Genomic DNA, 18,093 nt, shown 5'->3' on the forward strand with positions numbered 1-18,093 from the left:
TGCGACTATCTGCTCATGCGCTAATATTCGCAGAGGCAGACTATGAGGGGAGAGTTCGGGGAAATCATAAAAGTCGCAACCTTTATTGTTCAAAAGAAACAGCAAAGGTTGCGATTAATGTTGCTGATTACTCAGCAGTTACTTTGATAGTGATCGTCGCAATAACATCAGTGTGTAAATTAATATCAAGCGGGTAATCGCCAATGTGGCGAATAGTACCATTGGGTAAACGAATTTCTTGTTTACTAACAGCTACACCCGATTTAGTAATCGCTTCAGCAATATTATGTGTGCCGATAGAACCAAACAATCGGCCTTCATCACCGGCTTTATGCGCGATGACAACGGACAGTTTAGCCAATTCGTTAGCACGAGCTTGCGCCGCGCTAAGCTTTGCTGCTGCTGCTTTTTCAAGCTCGGCACGACGCGCTTCAAATTCAGCTATCTTTTGCACTGTGGCTGGAACCGCCTTGCCTTGTGGAACCAGATAGTTTCTGCCATAACCTGACTTAATAGTGACTTTGTCACCTAAGTTGCCCAGGTTTGCTATTTTTTCAAGAAGAATAACTTCCATCGTTTAAGGCCTCATTTTTTTCAGATGTTAACCAAACGGTTACGCTATTTGGCGTCTGTTGGTTCAAATTTATTTTTTCGTAAGTTCAGTAATCTGTCAGTCAAGCCAATTAAGGCAACGGCCAATAAAGTATGCGGTATTAAAATCATGACAACATACAGCACAGGCACGCTATAGCGTGACAAGCTTTTACCCGAAAACACAGTATGTAATATAGCCGCACCAATAAAAATATGATGTACAACCAGTACGATACTAATATTTTTAGCCATGTCGGAAATCATGCCAACATTTGTAAAAGCCATGCCGATTATCAGCAAGGTACTCAATGTAAAGCCTGGACGCGTACTGAGTGACAAAAATTCCTGTCTAAAACCACCTGGATTGTAGAGAATTGCTTGCCACCAGCGACCTAAAAACAATCCTAATAACAGCCCTATCACGCTACCGGCGGCAATAATCCCCGTCATATAACGGGAAAGTATTTCTATGGTGCGCTGGGTATTGTCAACCGGTGCAGTAGCTGGAGCCATTTGTATCAGTATCTGTTTCCACGTTGCGGTAGGGTCAACCATAAAGCTATGTGCTGCAATAACACCGATTACACCCAGAATTACCGCAATTTCAACGGCCAATGACAAATGCCGACCTTCCCGCAAGACGATGGATATCAGCCATATTGGCAACCAAAGTACCATGACATACGCCACGGCGAACTGAAAATTGCCCAGGATGAAAAAACCCATCAAACCGGCGGCAAGCGCCGCGCAGCCAAGAATATACAGGCCTTCATAACCACCGCGCCTTAATGTTACCAGAGCGACTGATGCTGAACTTACTACACTTACCGGTGGATACTTTAGAGACAACAACGCAAGACAGGAAGCCGCTATCATGGCTTGAATCCGACCTTGCATAATATACGCTGCTAAAGATTTCACAACTGTTGCTCTCTTAGCGGCTTATTCGTGTGCGTCGCAGAAAGGTAACAAGGCGATAAAACGCGCTCGCTTAATAGCAACGCATAATTGTCGTTGATATTTAGCGCCGGTACCTGTCACACGACTTGGTACAATCTTGCCTGTTTCTGTAATGTAATCTTTTAATAACTCCAAATCTTTGTAGTCAATCTGTGTGCCGTCTTCGGAACTAAAACGGCAGAATTTTTTACGTCTAATATTGCGGGCCATAGGTGTCCTCGTAATCCAATAAGTGAATGTTTTTATTCTGCAGGAAGTTCGTCAGCATCGGCAATAAGGGTTTCATCGAGATCATCAAGATCGATGGCGTCATCCTTAGTATCAGCTTCAGCAACTTCAACGGCGGCGGCTTCTTTAGCAGCGGCATCTTTGGCTCTAACTTCAGCCATTTTGTTTTCTTCCGCTGTTGATGTGGCAATAATAGAGGCTTCGGTAACGGCTTCTTTTTGCAATAAAGTCATGCTACGTAAAATGGCATCATTAAAGCGGAAACCACTTTCCAGTTCTACTAAAGTCGCTTGGTCGCATTCTACATTCATTAACACATAATGTGCTTTATGGATTTTTTTGATGGGATAAGCCAGATGTCTACGTCCCCAATCTTCCAGACGGTGGATAGTACCAGACGCCGTTTCAATGATGGATTTGTATCGGTCAATCATTGCAGGAACTTGAGAACTTTGATCCGGATGGACTAAAAAGACAATTTCATAGTGTCGCATATTTTTCCTTTCGGTGAAGCCTTCCAACTTTATTTAAAGCCGGTAAAGCAAGGATAGGGCTAATGCCCCAGTTGACCCGCTATTATATGCTTTTTTCAAGTCATTGAAAAGATCAGTATAAAATGATTTTCTTAATACTGAGTAATATACGAAAACCCAGTGCTGAAAGTTGCATTGGGTTTTCCAAAAAAGATGATTATTTTTTACACGTTGCTGGTGCAGATTTAACCGTACGTGCCGCCATTAGTTTTTCATATTTGGCTTTAACAAGGCAAGGGACTTGTGTGGCAGTTAAAGTGAAAGTACTAATCCAAGCGCCTGATGCACTAGGCTTTAAAAGTACAGGCAACCCGACGACAACACCGTTATTACTTTTAATATTTAAACGTAAAGACCTTAGTGCTGCCGCTTTTGCTGCTGTGGCAGCTGTTTTTTTGAATACCAATCGCCCTGCCATTGTTAATTTTTTGGCAGCCCATTTGGCGCTGTCGATATTAAACTGACTGATGACGTTCTTGGCTGACGCAGGGCGTGCAGGCCAGACAAAAATACTAGTGTTTACTGTATTGGAAAGTTGCGTAGCTCCTGATGCTGTAGTTTCTTTAGCCCTGAAAGTAGCCTTATAGTTTTTGTTCTTTTGTGCTGCTTTAGGCTTCCATATAAAATTGATCGCAGGCCGATTAGTGCTAGGGATGCTGTATTTTTTGGAAAAACGGTAACCTTTAGGAGCTAAAGGATTGGCCGTGTTGGTCAATTCCATCGCAAAATTATCGGCTTCCTTATCTTTTACAATTAAAGGAATAGTTAGCGGCACTTCACCAACCTGGACATTCCATTGAGTGTCAACCGGGAGGAGTACAGGCTTAGCATTACCTGCTAAATTTTTAAGATAGTCACGAAGACCGGGTATGACACCACCCTTTTGCCAAGCTTGAAAGGCGGCTGGTTTCACAGTGTCGCGCCCTCCCTCCTGACTGGTATGACAAAGGGTGCATTGTCCTGAAACCTTAAGTTCATCTGCATATTGTGGTTGCCCATAAGCATCAGCCGCCATCACAGTATTAAAGGCTAAGAATGCAACAGCAAGGATTTTTTGAGATACTTTTTTACTGAAAGCGTCTAAAAAATAATTCTTTTGTATCATAAAGATTCCTCAAATTAATAAAAAACGCTTGTATATAGCTGCTGCACCCATGGTATTGCAACCATTCCTAATAAACTGAATTTATTTTTTTGCCAATAATTCGGTAATTTTCTTTTCTAGTTCGGCGATATCGCCGGCTGTAAAACCATGATGAATATTTTGCACGACACCTTGCTTATCAATAATGAAAGAGGTAGGCATTGATTCCACCACAAACTTGTCAGCCCATTCGCCTTTAGCATCTGTTAAAACGGTAAAAGCAACAGGAATTTCTTTTAAAAACTGTTCGGCTTTGGTTTTGTCTTCATCTAAATTGATGGCGACGACCTCAAAACCTTGCGCTTTGAGTTTTTCATGCAACTTATTTAGTAGGGGAAACGAAGTGCGACAAGGCGCGCACCATGAAGCCCAAAAATCAAGATAAACCACTTTGCCGGCAAACTGGCTTAATGCGGTAGGTTGGCCTTGTTGCAGGGTAGGCAACGTAAATTGAGGTGCGGCTTGTCCTACTTCTGTAGCATTCGCGGTAATACTGAGTGCGCCAAGCAATACTGTAAAATAAATCTTTTTTATATTCTTATGCAACATAATAATTCCAAATAAAAAAATACAGTTAATGTAAAAAATAAAATTAAAAATGATAGGTCTACTATAGTGTATCGATATTAAGGTCAGCTTAAAATAGCTTCGCTATTTTCTGATGCGTTTTTTGTCTTACACCCAAAGTGAGTAGATAACGTAGTCACGGCTCTTACCAATAATTAAATAAAATATAATCAAGTATTTAGGGATAACGGTATTCCCCATAGGACTTATCTGCAGGAGTTTAATTTGCAACCCTAGCAATAGGGTTTAATAACAATAAGCACCTATTATGCCAAACAATATCTTATTGAATAATAATGAAAATACATTTTTAATAACAACCAAAAGCATACCTTAATTGCAGTCACTGCAATTAAGGTATGCAAAAATGAGTAGGTTTTTGTATATATTAAAAAATATCAGCTTATAACTCATTAATGAAAATCTGGCTAGTGGCATTGATTATCCTAGATGCACATTGAAATAATGCGTTATGTCGGCTTTTTTTCATAGTACACTTTACTTAAACCTCCCACTATTTTGACGGCAAATCATGTTTACCATTACTAAAGAAGTATATTTTTGCTACGGTCATCGCTTGATGAATCATTCCGGAAAGTGTCGCCATTTGCACGGCCATAGCGTTAAAGCAGCTATTTCAGTTGCGCAGGAACACCTAAATGATCAGGGGATGGTATGTGATTTTTCTGATATTAAGCAATGTGTTGAAGGTTATGTCAATGAATATTTAGATCACAATTTTCTGTTGTATAAAAATGATCCCATTGTGCCCGTACTGATTGAAAATAAAGAGCGTTTTTTGGCACTTGACGAACATCCCACTGCCGAAGTCATTAGTAAAATGATTTACCAATTTCTTAAAAAATCAGGCTTTAACGTTGTCGAGGTAGTGCTGTGGGAAACCGCCAGCGCTTATGCCAGCTACAAAGAAAGCTAATCTGATCAATTGGCAAAGAGATGCAATAGTGTGTATCTCTTTCAGGTAGGCTTATTTTTATGGCGATGCTGTAGGCTTGCAAGACCCACGATGCTCACCCCTAACCAGCCAACAGGTGCAGGTTCTGGCTCTATAGAAGGCTCTATGTTTTTTTCAAGCACAATATCCAAATTTTCGTGATTGACGATGCCATTCCAAAATCGAAAATTTAAAGTATCCGGATTATTGTAAACAGGGACATCAAAGTAACGGCATGTGCTGGTAAGCCTGATTTTTTCATACGGCAAGCCATTACATCCGGCATCAGCTGGCCATAAAGCAATTGACGGGGTTGTGCAATCCACCATCAATTGATTATGATTATCAAGTGAGTCAGTTTCAGCCAGTTTAAACAACGACAGGGAGTTATCCTGCGCCAAGAAAATAGCGGATGATTCAAAAGAGTTGTCAAAAAATTTGTTAACTAAAGTGACACTGAGGCTATTTTCTTCTAAAGCATTGGGAATGCTGAACCCCGTGGTATTACTTATAAATGATGTCCACTCAGACGGTATTGCGTTTTTTTGGAGGGCATTAACATAAATAACTGTTGCTAAAACCGGTTTAACTGCCGAAAACATAAGCATTACTGCAAAAATGTACTTAAATCTTCTTTTTTCCATAATGCGTTCCAGCGGAATAGATATTTGATATATTGGCTATAATTAAAAGGTAGCAAGACATCAAAAAACTCAATTTTTATTGGCAACAGCCTTGTATTTTTTAGATTTTGTGCTTAATTAAATTAAAGCACAATCTATGCCATTATTTTATTAAAAATAAAGTCGCCTTTATATCAAATAGTTGTATTTTCAACTAGCGCGCTCAATAAGAAATATTCCATTGCTAGTGCGGCATGTGATAAAAAAACAGACACTTTATTCAATAAAACACAGAGCGCTCAACATCAGGTTGATGAGTCTTAAGTATGGGAGATGATTTATACCGTACACTGCGTGATTCACGGTGGGCTTACAATTGTGGATATTGGAAACAAACACGCACAAAATAACCTGAACAATTTTTAACGTAGCTGCGAATTTATCCGCGCAATGCCAATGAATTCGCACCTACGGTTGTTCAATTATGTCGTGTTTTTTGTTGTTTTCTAGCGCACCGCCTCAGAATGGAATCCGTTGAGTTCTTCAGAGCTAAAATCATCCACACTAATAGCGGCAAATCGTGCGTGTTCGGCTGTTATAAAGATGTCATATTCTGTCTGATTAATAATAGCCTTGCTTAAGGCCTCATCAACAACGTTGATTAACTCCACTTTTGGTAACTGTTTTTGTTTTTGGGCTTGACGAAGCTTGGCTTCTACCGGCGCAGCCGCTAATACGGCTTTAAAGGCAATTTCAATTTTGCCGGTAGCATCGTCTGGGTTGTTATTGATATAAATTCCTTGGGTTAAACGATCACGCGCCGCACTTTCAGATAATAAAATCGTTGCCGTTCTATGAATTAAAGCATCGCTAGGCGGTGAATACGGCTTACCCAGCGGGAAAATAATACAACGCAACATCCACGCCAAAGGCCGCAAAGGCAGTTTCCAATAAATGGATAGTAAAGATTGCTGGGCGCGGTAAAGCGTGCTTTGGCAAGCCCAATGCACTAAAGGCAGGTCGTCTTTTGGCCTATTTTGATCCTCATAATGTTTTAGCACACAAGAGCATAAATACAGATTGCTTAAGGCATCAGCAAAGCGGCCTGATAAGCGCTCTTTGCGTTTAAGCGTACCGCCCAGTGTTAATAGTGCAAAATCAGCCAATAGCGCAAAGCCTACAGACAGGCGGGTAATATGTTGATAATACTGTTGAGTGTCTTTATCGCCGGGCGTTTTGGCAAAACGAGCATTGGTAAGGCCTAACCATAAAGCGGCGACTTTATTATGGCCAAAAAAACCGATGTGCTGGAAGAGTAAGCGGTCAAAATCTTTCAGATTATCCTGCTGTATGGCAGCCATTTCATGTTGTATATAAGGGTGGCAGCGGACAGCGCCTTGACCAAAAATCATCAAAGTGCGTGTTAAAATATTAGCGCCTTCCACAGTAATGCTGACCGGAATAACCTGGTACAAGCGCCCTAAATAATTGTTAGGCCCAAGACAAATACCCGAGCCACCCTGAATATCCATTGCATCATTAACGATACGGCGCATTCTTTCGGTGAGCTCGTATTTTAAAATAGCCGAAATAACCGCAGGCTGCTGGCCATCATCTAAAGCGGCATTGGTAACACAACGCGCGGCATCCAGAATGTAAGTTTCACCGGCCATGCGCGCCAAAGGTTCTTCAATGCCTTCAAACTCACCAATAGGTAAATTAAATTGTTTGCGGATTCGTGCGTAAGCGCCCGTGTTACGGCAGACTAGCTTACCCGCACCGACACTTAGCGCAGGCAATGAAATCGCTCTGCCTGTGCTTAGGCTTTGCATGAGCATTTTCCAGCCGTTACCGACTTGTGCCACACCGCCGATAATACAATCCATAGGGATAAACACATCCTTGCCGGAGTTCGGGCCATTTTGGAACGCTGAATTCAAGGGAAAATGGCGGCGACCTATTGAAATACCTTCAAAATCAGTCGGTATCAGGGCAACGGTAATGCCGATGTTTTCCAGGTTGCCAATGAGTTTTTCAGGATCGTAAAGCTTGAAGGCAACCCCTAACACCGTAGCGATGGGGCCTAAAGTGATATAACGTTTTTCCCAGTTTAGGCGTATGCCTAAGACATTGTCTTTACCCTTAAAAGACCCATAACACACAACACCGGTATCGGGTATGGCGCCTGCATCGCTACCGGCATGGGGGCCGGTTAACGCAAAGGCGGGGATTTCTTGACCGATTGCTAAACGAGGCAAATAAAAATTCTTTTGCGCATCGGTACCGTAATTGAGCAGCAGTTTTGCAGGCCCCAAAGAATTAGGCACCATCACCGTAACCGCTGCTGTGGAGCTGCGGCTTGCAATCTTCATCACAATAGCTGAATGTGCGGCCTCAGAAAATGCCAGGCCGCCGTAGCTTTTTGGGATAATAATGCCGCAAAATTTGTATTGTTTAATGTAATCCCAGACTTGTTGGGGCAAATCGTTAAGATGATGGGTAATCTCCCAGTCATCTAGCATGGCGCATAGGGTTTCAGTGGGGCCGTCCAGAAAAGCCTGTTCTTCCTGGTTAAGTTTTGCTATAGGCAACTTCTGTAAAATATCCCAATTAGGATTACCGGAAAATAATTCGGCATCCCACCAGGTATTACCGGCTTCCAAAGCCTCTTGTTCGGTTTTTGACATGGTCGGCAAAGACTGTTTCATCCACTTAAATAGCCAGCGGCTTATCAGAGGTCGCCGAATAACGGGTAGGTTAATCGGTATAAATACAGCTAAAGCACAGGCCCACAATACTTTATTGGCGGGTGTTAAGCCTTCAGTTAAAAGATAGCCTGCCAACAAAGTCGCCACTACCAAGGTTGCCACAGACAAACGAGTGCGGTAATAAAACAAAATAGATACGGTAATCAGCAGAGCCAATAGCCAGAACATCATTATTCTCCAAAGTGGGTTAGTTTGTTGCAATCATTCACTTCCCCTTTTTTTAAAAAGGGGAAGTGTCGATGCATAAAAGTGTGCGGGGTGATTTAGCGTATAACGGTATTTTAATCCCACATCCCTGTCATGCCTGTTAATTCCTTAACGGTTTGCCCGTTTTTAGCATGTGATCTAATCTAGCCAAAGTACTGGATTGCTTAACCAAGGTTAAAAAAGCATTGAGCTCCAGAGCAAGCACATCATCTTCGGACAAGGCTTCGGTGATATCACTATCGCCACCACTCAGCAAATTAGCAAGTTGCGTGGCGATATTAACGTCGTACTCCGATATTTTGCCCTGAGCCTGTAAACTTTTAGCACCCATAGTTAACAGAACTTGCGCCGTTTTTCCAGGTAAACGGTAGCTGTACGGCTGTGGCGGGCTATAGTCCTTACACAGCGATAACACTTTGCTTTTTGCATCGGCCAGCAAGCGGTTTTTATTCATGGTGATGCCATCGGTATGGCCCAGAAATAGCAACTCTTTGGCCTCGACAGCAGATTTTGAGACTTTTGCCAATGCGATTGTTTCAAATGCTTTGGCAACAGCGGGAATTGGGCCTTTAGGAAGTTTAGGAAACGTCATCCAACGGCGCAGATATTCCTTACAGCCCCCCCAGCCGGGTATTAAACCAACGCCCACCTCTACCAGCCCCATGTAAAGCTCAGCATGGGCTTGTACCGCATCGCAATGCAACAAGATTTCACAGCCGCCACCCAGTGCTAAGCCTGAGGGCGCAGCAACCGCAGGGAAGGGCGCATATTTTAAGGCTTTGTAGGTTTGTTGGCCTTGGGTGATAAGCTGCTCAACAGCTGCCCAGTCTTGATTATGAATGGCTTGAACCAATAAACCCAGATTAGCACCCGCTGAAAAATGTTCGCCTTCGTTATGAATTACCAGCGCTGAAAAATCAGTTTTGACTTTATCAATACTTTGTCTGATCAGCGCCATGCTGTTCATGTCCAAGGTATTCATTTTGCTATGAAACTCCAAACACACCACACCATCGCCTATATCCCACAAACTGGCAGAGTCGTTAGTTAATACGCTTGGGTGTTGGCGTTTGATATCGGCAAGCGTTAATATGCCTGGATCGTGTCGTACCGGCTGATATACGCCGGTTAAAGTGGCAAAATTAAGCTGCCCTGAGTTCACTAAATAAAGCGCCTGTTTTTCCCAAAGCAGCGGGGGAACAAGGCGTTGTTCGTCCTCAAGCCTGTCCACAAACCACTCTACGCCGATTTTATCCAGCAACTCAAACGGCCCCAGCGTCCAGTTATAGCCATCACGTATAGCCGCATCAATAGTCACGATGTCATCAGAAATTTCGGGTACCAAACTGGCCGCGTAAGCGAGTGTTTTGGATAGCACCTGCCAGGCATACTGAGATTCTTTATTGGGCAATGACAATAAAGTTTGTAGATTATTTTCTTTAAAAATTGGGGGTTTAGCGCTAGCTCTATATTCGCCGGTAGCTAAATCAATAGACTCTTTAACACGCTCGGCATTTAACCGATAAAAGCCGCCTTTACCTTTTCTACCCGTTAATCCAGCGGCTATCATTTCTTGTACGCGTGCGGGTAATTCACTAATGGCCTGAAAAGCATCTTCAGCGGGTAAAGCTTGGGTCATACTTTTTAAAATGGGCGGGATTAAATCCAGGCCGATTAAATCCAGCAAGCCAAAAATACCGGTTTTAGGTATGCCAAACGGTGTGGACATAATGCTGTCGGCTTGCTCAACGGTTAAACCGAGTTCAATGGCTTCCAGAATGCCACATTGCAACCAGAAAATGCCGATACGATTGGCGATAAATCCTGGGGTATCTTTGCATAACACACAGTTTTTACCCAGTGCAATGTCGGCAAAGTCCTTAACTTTAGCGACTAATTCAGGGCGTGTTTTAGCGCCTGCCACCAACTCTAAAAGCCGCATGTAACGTGGTGGGTTAAAAAAATGGGTGATCATAAACTGCTCGGCAAAACTGTCCGGCAGGCCATCTACAAGCACCGATAAGGGCAGGGTAGAGGTATTGGAAGAAATAACGCAGTCTTTATGGCATACCGAGACCAGTTTTTTATAAAGCGCCTGTTTGATCTGTGGCTTTTCGACAATGGCTTCAACAACCCAATCGACATCAGCGAGTAACGACAAATGATCTTCAATATTGCCCGGTGTAATAAGACGGGCGTTATTTTTGTGCATAAACGCAGCAGGCTCGGCTTTAAGCAATTTTTGTATGGCGGTTTCAGCGACAATATTACGGTTTGTTGCCTGCTCAGGAACGATATCGAGCAAATAAACAGGCACGCCCGCATTGGTAAATTGAGCTGCAATAGCTGCACCCATTACTCCCGCGCCAATGACGGCAACTTTATTAATGGCCATCAGATAGCCTCCAAAATTGTGGCGATGCCTTGGCCACCGCCGATACATTGCGTGGCCAAAGCGTATTGCTTACCTTCGCGTTGTAACAGACTGGCGGCTTTACCTACAATGCGTGCACCTGTTGCACCTAAGGGATGTCCCAAGGCGATAGCACCGCCATCTAAATTAAGCCGGTCTAAATTAATGGGTAATTCTTTAAGCACTGCCAGTGTTTGGGCGGCAAAAGCTTCGTTAAGCTCGACAATATCAATATCCTCCAGCTTTAATCCCGCACGTTGCAAGGCTTTATGGGTGGCGGAAACAGGGCCTATGCCCATGATTTCAGGTGCGCAACCGGACACTGCGGTGGCTTTAATACGCGCTAATTTGGTGAGCTTATGGGCATCGGCATAGTCTTCGCTACAGACCAACACTGCGGCCGCACCATCGGTAAGCGGCGACGAAGTGCCTGCGGTAACCGTGCCATTTTTTTGAAAAGCGGGTGCTAATTGCCCCAAATCAGCAGCAGTTGAATCAGGTCGCAAGCAACTATCTTTAGTCATACCGGCAATGGCGATAATTTCTTCATCTAATCGACCTTGCTGTTGCGCTAAATAAGCTTTTTGTTGGCTGGATAATGAAAAAATCTCCTGATCAATACGATCAATATTATAGCGTTGTGCCAAGTTTTCAGCGGTATCGCCCATGCCAATGTAAGCCTGCGGAAAGCGCTCATAAAGCCCAGGATTTGGCATAAAGTTATAGCCACCCATAGGAATACGGGTCATGGATTCAACACCGGCACAAATGAACACATCACCGGCATTCATTTGAATAGCGCCTGCAGCAATATGAATGGCCTGCATGGAAGAACCGCAAAATCGGTTGAGCGTCATCCCCGCTACGCTAACCGGTAGATCAGCCAAAAAAACCACTAATCTAGCCACGTTCATACCCTGTTCGCCTTCGGGAAATGCACAGCCGAGAATTAAATCTTCAATGTCATCAGGGTTGACACCGGTTTTAGCCATTAAACCTTTTATGACTTGCGCAACCAAATCATCTGGGCGTACTTTACTTAATAAACCTTTATTTGCAGGCGCAAACGGGGATCGGCAATAACCGGCAATAACGACGTTTTTCATGTGTGTTCTCCTTGGAATGATGTTTCATCGTTAGCCATTTACTATCAAGGCTAAATCAATGATGCTAGCCCATCACGATTTATTAATATGCGCAATAGACGCTTTTTTTTTAAGAATGTTCCGTTTTATGAATGCGCACAAGGCTTTTATAATTAAAATCGGGGGTTAATCGGAAGCATAGATTTTCAAATCTTTACCTTAATAATCCCACGATGAGCTGCGTTTTTTTCAGCTTGCCTAATAATCCTCATCATTTAAATCATCATATTTTTGTGCTAACTGTAATAGCACAATAACAGCCCCTGCGCCACCTTGCTTGGGTAATGCAGAGCAAAATGCCAAGACGTATTTATGTTGTCTTAGCCAAATATTAAGATTGTTTTTGAGTACCGGATGATTATCTGGTGACCGGTAACCTTTACCATGAATAATATGCACACAGCGCCTACCATTTTGTACGCTATCATACAGAAAACGCACTAATTGTTGTTTGGCATCATGACTGTTTAAGCCATGTAAATCAATTTCTGCATCCAACCCAAAATAACCTTGCCGTAGTTTTTTGATGACATTTTTCTGCAAACCCGGTGCACTAAAATGAAGTGTATCTTCAACGCTGAGTTTTTCAACATCAATGTCTACAGATGGCAAAAAATAATCGTCTAGAGTGGCCACGGCATGCTTAGGAACGGGGCTGGGTTTGGATTCTGGTTTTAATAGCACTTTGTCGCTAGTAATAAGGTGCACGCTGCCTATCATTTCCCTAAACAAGTGACTATCCTGTGAACTAATGGTTTTTTTTGACACGAAAGCTGATTTTATTGAACAGAGTTGCTAGTATGTTTGATTTTATAGCGTATTCCGCTTTAGAGCGATTGATAAATGCACATTTTGTTAAGTAATGATGACGGGTATTTGGCTGAGGGTCTTAACGCATTAGCAAATGCTTTGCGTCCCTTCGCGGATATTACGGTGGTAGCGCCGGATAGAAACCGCAGTGGCGCAAGTAACTCGTTAACGCTAGAAATGCCTTTACGGGCTTACCAAACCGAAAATGGTTTTATAAAAGTGGATGGCACGCCGACCGATTGTGTGCATTTGGCCATTACCGGATTACTGGAAAAAGAACCTGATATGGTATTTGCCGGTATTAATCACGGCGGCAATTTAGGCGATGATGTCTTGTATTCAGGTACCGTTGCCGCCGCTACTGAAGGCCGTTTTTTAGGGTTGCCCGCAGTGGCCATTTCATTAGTGGGTTATCCCGCCGTGCATTTTGAAACCGCTGCCCAGGTTGCCGTGACCTTATTGCAACAACTTATTGATCAGCCACTGCCTAAAGATACTATTTTGAATGTTAATGTGCCGGATATTCCGTTAAGCGATTTAAAAGGCTATCAGGCAACCCGCCTTGGCCAACGCCATAAAGCTGAACCGGTTATTACCAGTACTGATCCGCGCGGACGTTTGATTTATTGGGTAGGCCCGCCCGGTGCTGAGCAAGATGCAGGCCCGGGCACTGATTTTTATGCTATTGCTGCCGGTTATGTATCGGTAACTCCGTTGCAACTGGATTTAACCTGGTATGACCGTATCGCGCAACTACACGCCTGGTTGCCTAAAGAGCAGTATTCATGATGCCACATTTGCGCGGTATTGGCATGACCTCCCAACGCACCCGCGACCGCATGATTGCGCGTTTAAAAGAGCAGGGCATTACCAACCCGCAAATACTGGAGATTATGCGCAATACTCCACGGCATATTTTTGTTGACGAAGCTTTGGCCAGCAGAGCTTATGAAAATACAGCATTGCCGATTGGCTATAACCAAACTATTTCACAGCCGTATATTGTGGCTAGAATGACGGAATTGCTACTGGAACTGGGGCCATTACAACGTGTGCTTGAAATTGGAACCGGCTGTGGTTATCAGACGGCTATTTTGGCGCAGCTGGTTGATCATGTGTATTCGGTTGAACGAATTTTGCCCTTACAACGTAAGGCAATTTCACATTTGTGGGAATTAAAGATAAAGAACGTTAGCTATTTGCACAATGATGGGGGTTGCGGCTGGCCGGATTACGCGCCTTTTGACGGTATTATTGTGGCCGCCGCCCCGCAAATTATTCCACAAATATTATTACAACAAATGGCCATAGGGGGTGTTTTGATTATACCTATTGGCAACGATGATCGCCAAAAATTGCACCGCGTTACTCGAAATACAAACGAATTTAGTATCGAAGAGCTTGAAGCAGTTAGTTTTGTGCCATTTTTGTCGGGTCGAGAATAACGCCTTTAGGCAATGCGTCACATGTTGGCCTATCGTGTTTTAAGCACAAACATAGTTACCCGTAAAACATCGCTTTAACAGTGATAGCAATTTTTGCCGAAGCCAAGTAAGCTAAAAGGCATCAAAAACCATTTATTATTTATATAAAACAAGTAATAACAGTACGTTGGCCTATTTATAGGTATTAATACTCATTGTTAGACGGGTTTTCTTTGCTGTATAAATTGCAAAAAATGAGTAGAGATTTGTAGTAATGCCTTTTTTTCAGGTTATTGTGTTGCAGCAGGGCTTACTCTTTTATTTTACCGGTATATTTATTGAAATCGTGCAGGGCATTAAGTCATCATTCTAATTAGCAGAAGGATGGTAATAGTAATGCTCATAAAGGTATAGGGATTAATTATGAAATTGATACAGAACATAATCGTCGTTGTTTTTGGCTTTTGTTGGGGAACAGTCTCTTATGCAGCAAATGGCGCTCTCACGCTTAACAAAGCTTACCCTTACAGTCGTGAGCCCAGTTACATTGCTGGCTCGGGAACATGTCCCAAGCGCACTTTAGGCACGGATATCTATTGGGGGACGGATGCAGTCAATGGAAATAACGGTAGGCAGTTGGTAAGGTATACTGCGGCTGGTGCTAAAACACTTTATCCAAAATCCAATATTGATAATCTCAGCCCGAAAGGCAGAACCAATAAACCTTTTGCTTATAAAACCATTGATAATATATGGCCTTTGCCTGATGGCAGTGTTTTATTTGCTGCTCAAGACGCGAATAAGAATAGCTATTTGTATAAATTCAAAAATGGCAATGTAGGCAATAACCCAGTGGCCAAGGGCAGTATACCTGAGTATGGCAATAAGCAAGCCGTGCTGAATATGGGCGAACGACTAATTAAAGGCGCAGTGAGTCCCGGCCCTAATATCCGTACCTTGCACCATCGTTCAATATTAGTGGCCACCATAAACTGCGCCACCGTGCTGTTTTACGGGGAATACAATGTCAGTAAGGATAAACGGCTGGCCTTGTGGAAGTCTACCGATATGGGCAATACCTGGTCTATTGCTTTTGAATGGAATAGGCTGGCACAACAGACGTTTCATATTCATAGTGTGATACAAAATCCTTTTAATGGCTGGATTTACATTTTATTTGGCGATTACGATGCAGAATCGGCTATTGTTGCCTGGGATGGCAAATCACCCGCTAAACAGTCGGACAATCCATCACCGGCTCAAATGAAGAATTACCCAGGCTGGAAATCCATTGCCGGCTCAAAAAGGGTAAAAACTGGCGACTTAACTTTTACACCGCCAGCGCCTACGGGCACAGGCAAAGCCATTTGGATACCTGATGTAGATTCGCTTCAGGCGACAGATGATTTTACCGGCGGAGATACTCAAAAATCTAAAGGTGTTTTATATAGTCAACAGGCTAATTATGACCTGACTGGCTTACGCGCTACCGGTGCTATTCCTAGCTATAAAAAGGGTTTTTCACCCATACTGGGTACTAGAAGTGCCCAGAGTGGCAATATCTATTGGTCATCTTTTAGAATATCCAATAATACGTTGCCAGTGCCTGCTAAAGAAATTTACCTTTGGCGCTCCATTGATTCTGGATTACATTGGACACGGGATGTTAAGGCGCCTGTGTATCCAGAGGAAGGCGGTGATTTTACCAGTATACCTAGCGATATGTATGTTAATTCTGATTCGGCAGGTACGGACTATTTGTCCATTGTCGGCAGTTACCTTGAGTTAGTTAAAGGCGGCCTCAGATACGGAAGTACTGCGGTTTATAAAAATCCTGGTGCGGGTATACTTCCAGTTGCAAAGGCTGACAAGTACGTCAAACCTTCAACTAAGTTACTTCGGGTTCAAGTTATTGATGTACCGGTAGCCCATGGCGTAGGTAAAAATGACTCACCTGTCGGCGCTACAAACCGTAAGTTCACACTTGTACCCAATAGCTTAAAGCGCATAGACAGCAATATAGCAGGGGGCGGTACGGGTAAAGCTTCCATTTCGCTGCGTTTTGATGCCACGGGTGCTTTCCGCTTTACTGTAGCGGCTCTGGCGGCTACGAAGCCAGTTGAGTATTGGAAAGACAAGCTGGGCACTTATCAATTTAAATACACTATGCTGTATAAAGGCGTAAAAACAGCCCCGGCAACAGTAACTATTGTTTTGGTTAAATAAGATTAAACCGCGCAGCCTATAATCTGCGCGGTTTAAAAGTTAAAGTTGAATGTTTCGGTATAAATCAAGATAGTGCTGTGCACTTTGGCGCCAAGAAAAATCGCTGTGCATGGCATTTTTTTGCATGATTAGCCACGCATCAGGCAATCCGTACAATAATAATGTGCGTTTAATGGCTTCCAATAATGCGCTAGCGTTGGCATCGTTAAATACAATGCCGGTTGCCGTATGATTAACTATATTTTCAGAGAGGCTATCCACCACGGTATCAGCTAATCCACCGGTGTTTCTGACGATTGGAATTGTGCCATAACGCTGGCTATACATCTGGTTTAAGCCACACGGCTCAAAGCGTGATGGCATTAAGAAAATATCCACCCCCGCTTCAATAAGGTGCGCCAGCTCTTCATTATAGCCAATGGTAATGGCCAATTTATTAGGATAAACGTGCATTAAGTTTTGTAAACGCTGTTCAAAACTTTTATCGCCACTACCCAGTAATACAAACTGCACGGGCATAGCTAACAATTCAGGTAAGCAATCAATGATTAAATCGATGCCTTTTTGCTCAACCAAACGGCCGATTAAGCCCAGAACAGGTATGCTGCTATCGACGGGCAATGCCATACGTTTTTGCAGTTCTGTTTTATTGTGTTGCTTGTCAGCCAAGCTATCTGCGTTGTAATGCTGAGGAATATAGGTATCTGTTTCAGGATTCCAAAGGCTGGTATCAATGCCATTAATAATACCGACTAAATCAGGACTTCGGTGGATTAATAAACCTTCAAGGCCATAGCCATAAAGCGCAGTTTGAATTTCTAAAGCGTAGGTCGGGCTTACCGTGGTGATGCGATCGGCATAAACCAAACCACCTTTAATAAACGACAGCATGTCATGAAATTCTAGCCCTTCAGGATGCCATAACTGCCCAGGAAGATTTAGCGCGGTTAATACATTGGCAGGAAACAAGCCTTGATACGCCATATTGTGTATGGTGAATACGGTTGCAGGGCGATTGTCTTCCAGTGACAACAAGGCAGGAACAAGCCCCGTTTGCCAGTCGTTACAATGCACAATATCGGCTTTCCAGTCTAAGTAAGCTCTGTTCATGGCCACTTCAACAGCGATACGACACAATAGAGCGAAACGCTCGGCATTATTAGGCCAAGGATTACCCTGTGCGTCGACATAAGGATTACCCGGTTGTTGGTAGAATTCAGGGCAATCAACCAACCAAACAGTAACTTCGCTATCAGGCATGAATGTTTCAAGAATGTTGACATCACGATTATCCACCCGCAACGAACAGCGATAGCCAATGTCAGCAAAGGTTTTTGTCGCCTGGTAATAAGGCATGATGACTTTTATGTCTTGAGATAATTCAGCCAAAGCTTTCGGTAAGCTACCTGAAACATCAGCAAGACCGCCCGTTTTAATAAAGGGGTGCGCCTCGCTGGTAACAAAAAGTATTTTTTTCATATTATTTTTTTATAATT

The 18,093-nt window shown here is 43.1% G+C and carries 16 protein-coding genes; 4 read left to right on the forward strand and 12 right to left on the reverse strand.

Features of this window, described 5'->3' with window-relative positions; genetic code table 11:
• Positions 1-127: 127 nt before the first annotated feature.
• The 6 genes from rplI to ACHZC4_RS11335 form a co-directional block, all read right to left on the reverse strand.
• Positions 128-574 carry a 50S ribosomal protein L9 gene (gene rplI, locus ACHZC4_RS11310; protein ID WP_394753952.1) on the reverse strand — a complete coding sequence of 149 codons (447 nt, stop codon included), beginning with the start codon at positions 572-574 and terminating at the stop codon, positions 128-130.
• A 44-nt stretch (positions 575-618) separates the two neighbouring features.
• Positions 619-1,515 carry a hypothetical protein gene (locus tag ACHZC4_RS11315; RefSeq protein ID WP_394753953.1) on the reverse strand — a complete coding sequence of 299 codons (897 nt, stop codon included), beginning with the start codon at positions 1,513-1,515 and terminating at the stop codon, positions 619-621.
• Between the two features lie 21 nt (positions 1,516-1,536).
• Positions 1,537-1,764, reverse strand: a complete 228-nt coding sequence (gene rpsR, locus ACHZC4_RS11320) for a 30S ribosomal protein S18 (RefSeq protein ID WP_087146867.1) — start codon at positions 1,762-1,764, stop codon at positions 1,537-1,539.
• Positions 1,765-1,796: 32 nt separating this feature from the next.
• Complete coding sequence (gene rpsF, locus ACHZC4_RS11325) at positions 1,797-2,276, reverse strand: 30S ribosomal protein S6 (RefSeq protein ID WP_394753954.1); 480 nt, start codon at positions 2,274-2,276, stop codon at positions 1,797-1,799.
• Between the two features lie 196 nt (positions 2,277-2,472).
• A complete protein-coding gene (locus ACHZC4_RS11330) occupies positions 2,473-3,420 on the reverse strand; it encodes a hypothetical protein (RefSeq protein ID WP_394753955.1) in 948 nt (315 codons plus the stop codon).
• Between the two features lie 81 nt (positions 3,421-3,501).
• Positions 3,502-4,008: a TlpA family protein disulfide reductase gene (locus ACHZC4_RS11335; protein ID WP_394753956.1), complete on the reverse strand. Its 507-nt coding sequence runs from the start codon at positions 4,006-4,008 to the stop codon at positions 3,502-3,504.
• 550 nt (positions 4,009-4,558) lie between these two features.
• Between ACHZC4_RS11335 and ACHZC4_RS11340 the strand changes: the two genes are divergently transcribed.
• The gene (locus ACHZC4_RS11340; protein ID WP_394753957.1) at positions 4,559-4,963 is read left to right on the forward strand and encodes a 6-pyruvoyl trahydropterin synthase family protein; all 405 of its coding nucleotides are present in this window, start codon (positions 4,559-4,561) and stop codon (positions 4,961-4,963) included.
• A gap of 41 nt (positions 4,964-5,004) precedes the next feature.
• On the opposite strand, the gene ACHZC4_RS11345 is transcribed toward ACHZC4_RS11340, so the two are convergent.
• The 5 genes from ACHZC4_RS11345 to ACHZC4_RS11365 all read right to left on the reverse strand — a co-directional run bounded on the left by ACHZC4_RS11345 (position 5,005) and on the right by ACHZC4_RS11365 (position 12,845).
• Positions 5,005-5,625, reverse strand: coding sequence for a hypothetical protein (locus tag ACHZC4_RS11345; protein WP_394753958.1), 621 nt, complete (start codon positions 5,623-5,625; stop codon positions 5,005-5,007).
• Between the two features lie 485 nt (positions 5,626-6,110).
• On the reverse strand, positions 6,111-8,540 hold the full coding sequence (locus ACHZC4_RS11350; RefSeq protein WP_394753959.1) for an acyl-CoA dehydrogenase: 2,430 nt from the start codon (positions 8,538-8,540) through the stop codon (positions 6,111-6,113).
• 139 nt (positions 8,541-8,679) lie between these two features.
• Complete coding sequence (locus tag ACHZC4_RS11355) at positions 8,680-10,974, reverse strand: 3-hydroxyacyl-CoA dehydrogenase NAD-binding domain-containing protein (RefSeq protein WP_394753960.1); 2,295 nt, start codon at positions 10,972-10,974, stop codon at positions 8,680-8,682.
• Complete coding sequence (locus ACHZC4_RS11360) at positions 10,974-12,098, reverse strand: thiolase family protein (RefSeq protein ID WP_394753961.1); 1,125 nt, start codon at positions 12,096-12,098, stop codon at positions 10,974-10,976. Before ACHZC4_RS11360 ends, ACHZC4_RS11355 begins: the two co-directional genes overlap by 1 nt.
• Positions 12,099-12,335: 237 nt before the next feature.
• Entirely contained in the window at positions 12,336-12,845 is a 510-nt protein-coding gene (locus ACHZC4_RS11365) for a Smr/MutS family protein (RefSeq protein ID WP_394753962.1), read from the reverse strand.
• A 135-nt stretch (positions 12,846-12,980) separates the two neighbouring features.
• Here ACHZC4_RS11365 and surE point away from each other — a divergent pair, with 135 nt between their 5' ends.
• The 3 genes from surE to ACHZC4_RS11380 all read left to right on the forward strand — a co-directional run bounded on the left by surE (position 12,981) and on the right by ACHZC4_RS11380 (position 16,597).
• The gene (surE, locus tag ACHZC4_RS11370; protein WP_394753963.1) at positions 12,981-13,736 is read left to right on the forward strand and encodes a 5'/3'-nucleotidase SurE; all 756 of its coding nucleotides are present in this window, start codon (positions 12,981-12,983) and stop codon (positions 13,734-13,736) included.
• Complete coding sequence (locus tag ACHZC4_RS11375; RefSeq protein WP_394753965.1) at positions 13,733-14,392, forward strand: protein-L-isoaspartate(D-aspartate) O-methyltransferase; 660 nt, start codon at positions 13,733-13,735, stop codon at positions 14,390-14,392. Before surE ends, ACHZC4_RS11375 begins: the two co-directional genes overlap by 4 nt.
• 402 nt (positions 14,393-14,794) lie before the next feature.
• Positions 14,795-16,597 (forward strand): hypothetical protein, encoded by a 1,803-nt coding sequence (locus ACHZC4_RS11380; protein WP_394753966.1) that lies wholly within the window; start codon positions 14,795-14,797, stop codon positions 16,595-16,597.
• Positions 16,598-16,636: 39 nt separating this feature from the next.
• Here the strand turns inward: ACHZC4_RS11380 and glgA are convergent, their stop codons facing one another.
• Positions 16,637-18,076: a glycogen synthase GlgA gene (gene glgA, locus ACHZC4_RS11385; RefSeq protein ID WP_394753967.1), complete on the reverse strand. Its 1,440-nt coding sequence runs from the start codon at positions 18,074-18,076 to the stop codon at positions 16,637-16,639.
• Positions 18,077-18,093: the final 17 nt, after the last annotated feature.

Origin of the sequence: Crenothrix sp., assembly GCF_043729335.1 — a bacterium.
Classification (GTDB): Bacteria; Pseudomonadota; Gammaproteobacteria; order Methylococcales; family Methylomonadaceae; genus Crenothrix.

Bases quoted from the DNA above. Each gene is read 5' to 3' on its own strand.
- ACHZC4_RS11340 (WP_394753957.1), top strand. From the start codon at position 4,559: ATGTTTACCATTACTAAAGAAGTATATTTTTGCTACGGTCATCGCTTG.
- surE (WP_394753963.1), top strand. From the start codon at position 12,981: ATGCACATTTTGTTAAGTAATGATGACGGGTATTTGGCTGAGGGTCTT.
- ACHZC4_RS11380 (WP_394753966.1), top strand. From the start codon at position 14,795: ATGAAATTGATACAGAACATAATCGTCGTTGTTTTTGGCTTTTGTTGG.
- ACHZC4_RS11350 (WP_394753959.1), bottom strand. From the start codon at position 8,540: ATGTTCTGGCTATTGGCTCTGCTGATTACCGTATCTATTTTGTTTTAT.
- rpsR (WP_087146867.1), bottom strand. From the start codon at position 1,764: ATGGCCCGCAATATTAGACGTAAAAAATTCTGCCGTTTTAGTTCCGAA.
- ACHZC4_RS11335 (WP_394753956.1), bottom strand. From the start codon at position 4,008: ATGTTGCATAAGAATATAAAAAAGATTTATTTTACAGTATTGCTTGGC.
- ACHZC4_RS11345 (WP_394753958.1), bottom strand. From the start codon at position 5,625: ATGGAAAAAAGAAGATTTAAGTACATTTTTGCAGTAATGCTTATGTTT.
- rplI (WP_394753952.1), bottom strand. From the start codon at position 574: ATGGAAGTTATTCTTCTTGAAAAAATAGCAAACCTGGGCAACTTAGGT.
- ACHZC4_RS11355 (WP_394753960.1), bottom strand. From the start codon at position 10,974: ATGGCCATTAATAAAGTTGCCGTCATTGGCGCGGGAGTAATGGGTGCA.
- rpsF (WP_394753954.1), bottom strand. From the start codon at position 2,276: ATGCGACACTATGAAATTGTCTTTTTAGTCCATCCGGATCAAAGTTCT.
- ACHZC4_RS11330 (WP_394753955.1), bottom strand. From the start codon at position 3,420: ATGATACAAAAGAATTATTTTTTAGACGCTTTCAGTAAAAAAGTATCT.
- ACHZC4_RS11360 (WP_394753961.1), bottom strand. From the start codon at position 12,098: ATGAAAAACGTCGTTATTGCCGGTTATTGCCGATCCCCGTTTGCGCCT.
- ACHZC4_RS11375 (WP_394753965.1), top strand. From the start codon at position 13,733: ATGATGCCACATTTGCGCGGTATTGGCATGACCTCCCAACGCACCCGC.
- glgA (WP_394753967.1), bottom strand. From the start codon at position 18,076: ATGAAAAAAATACTTTTTGTTACCAGCGAGGCGCACCCCTTTATTAAA.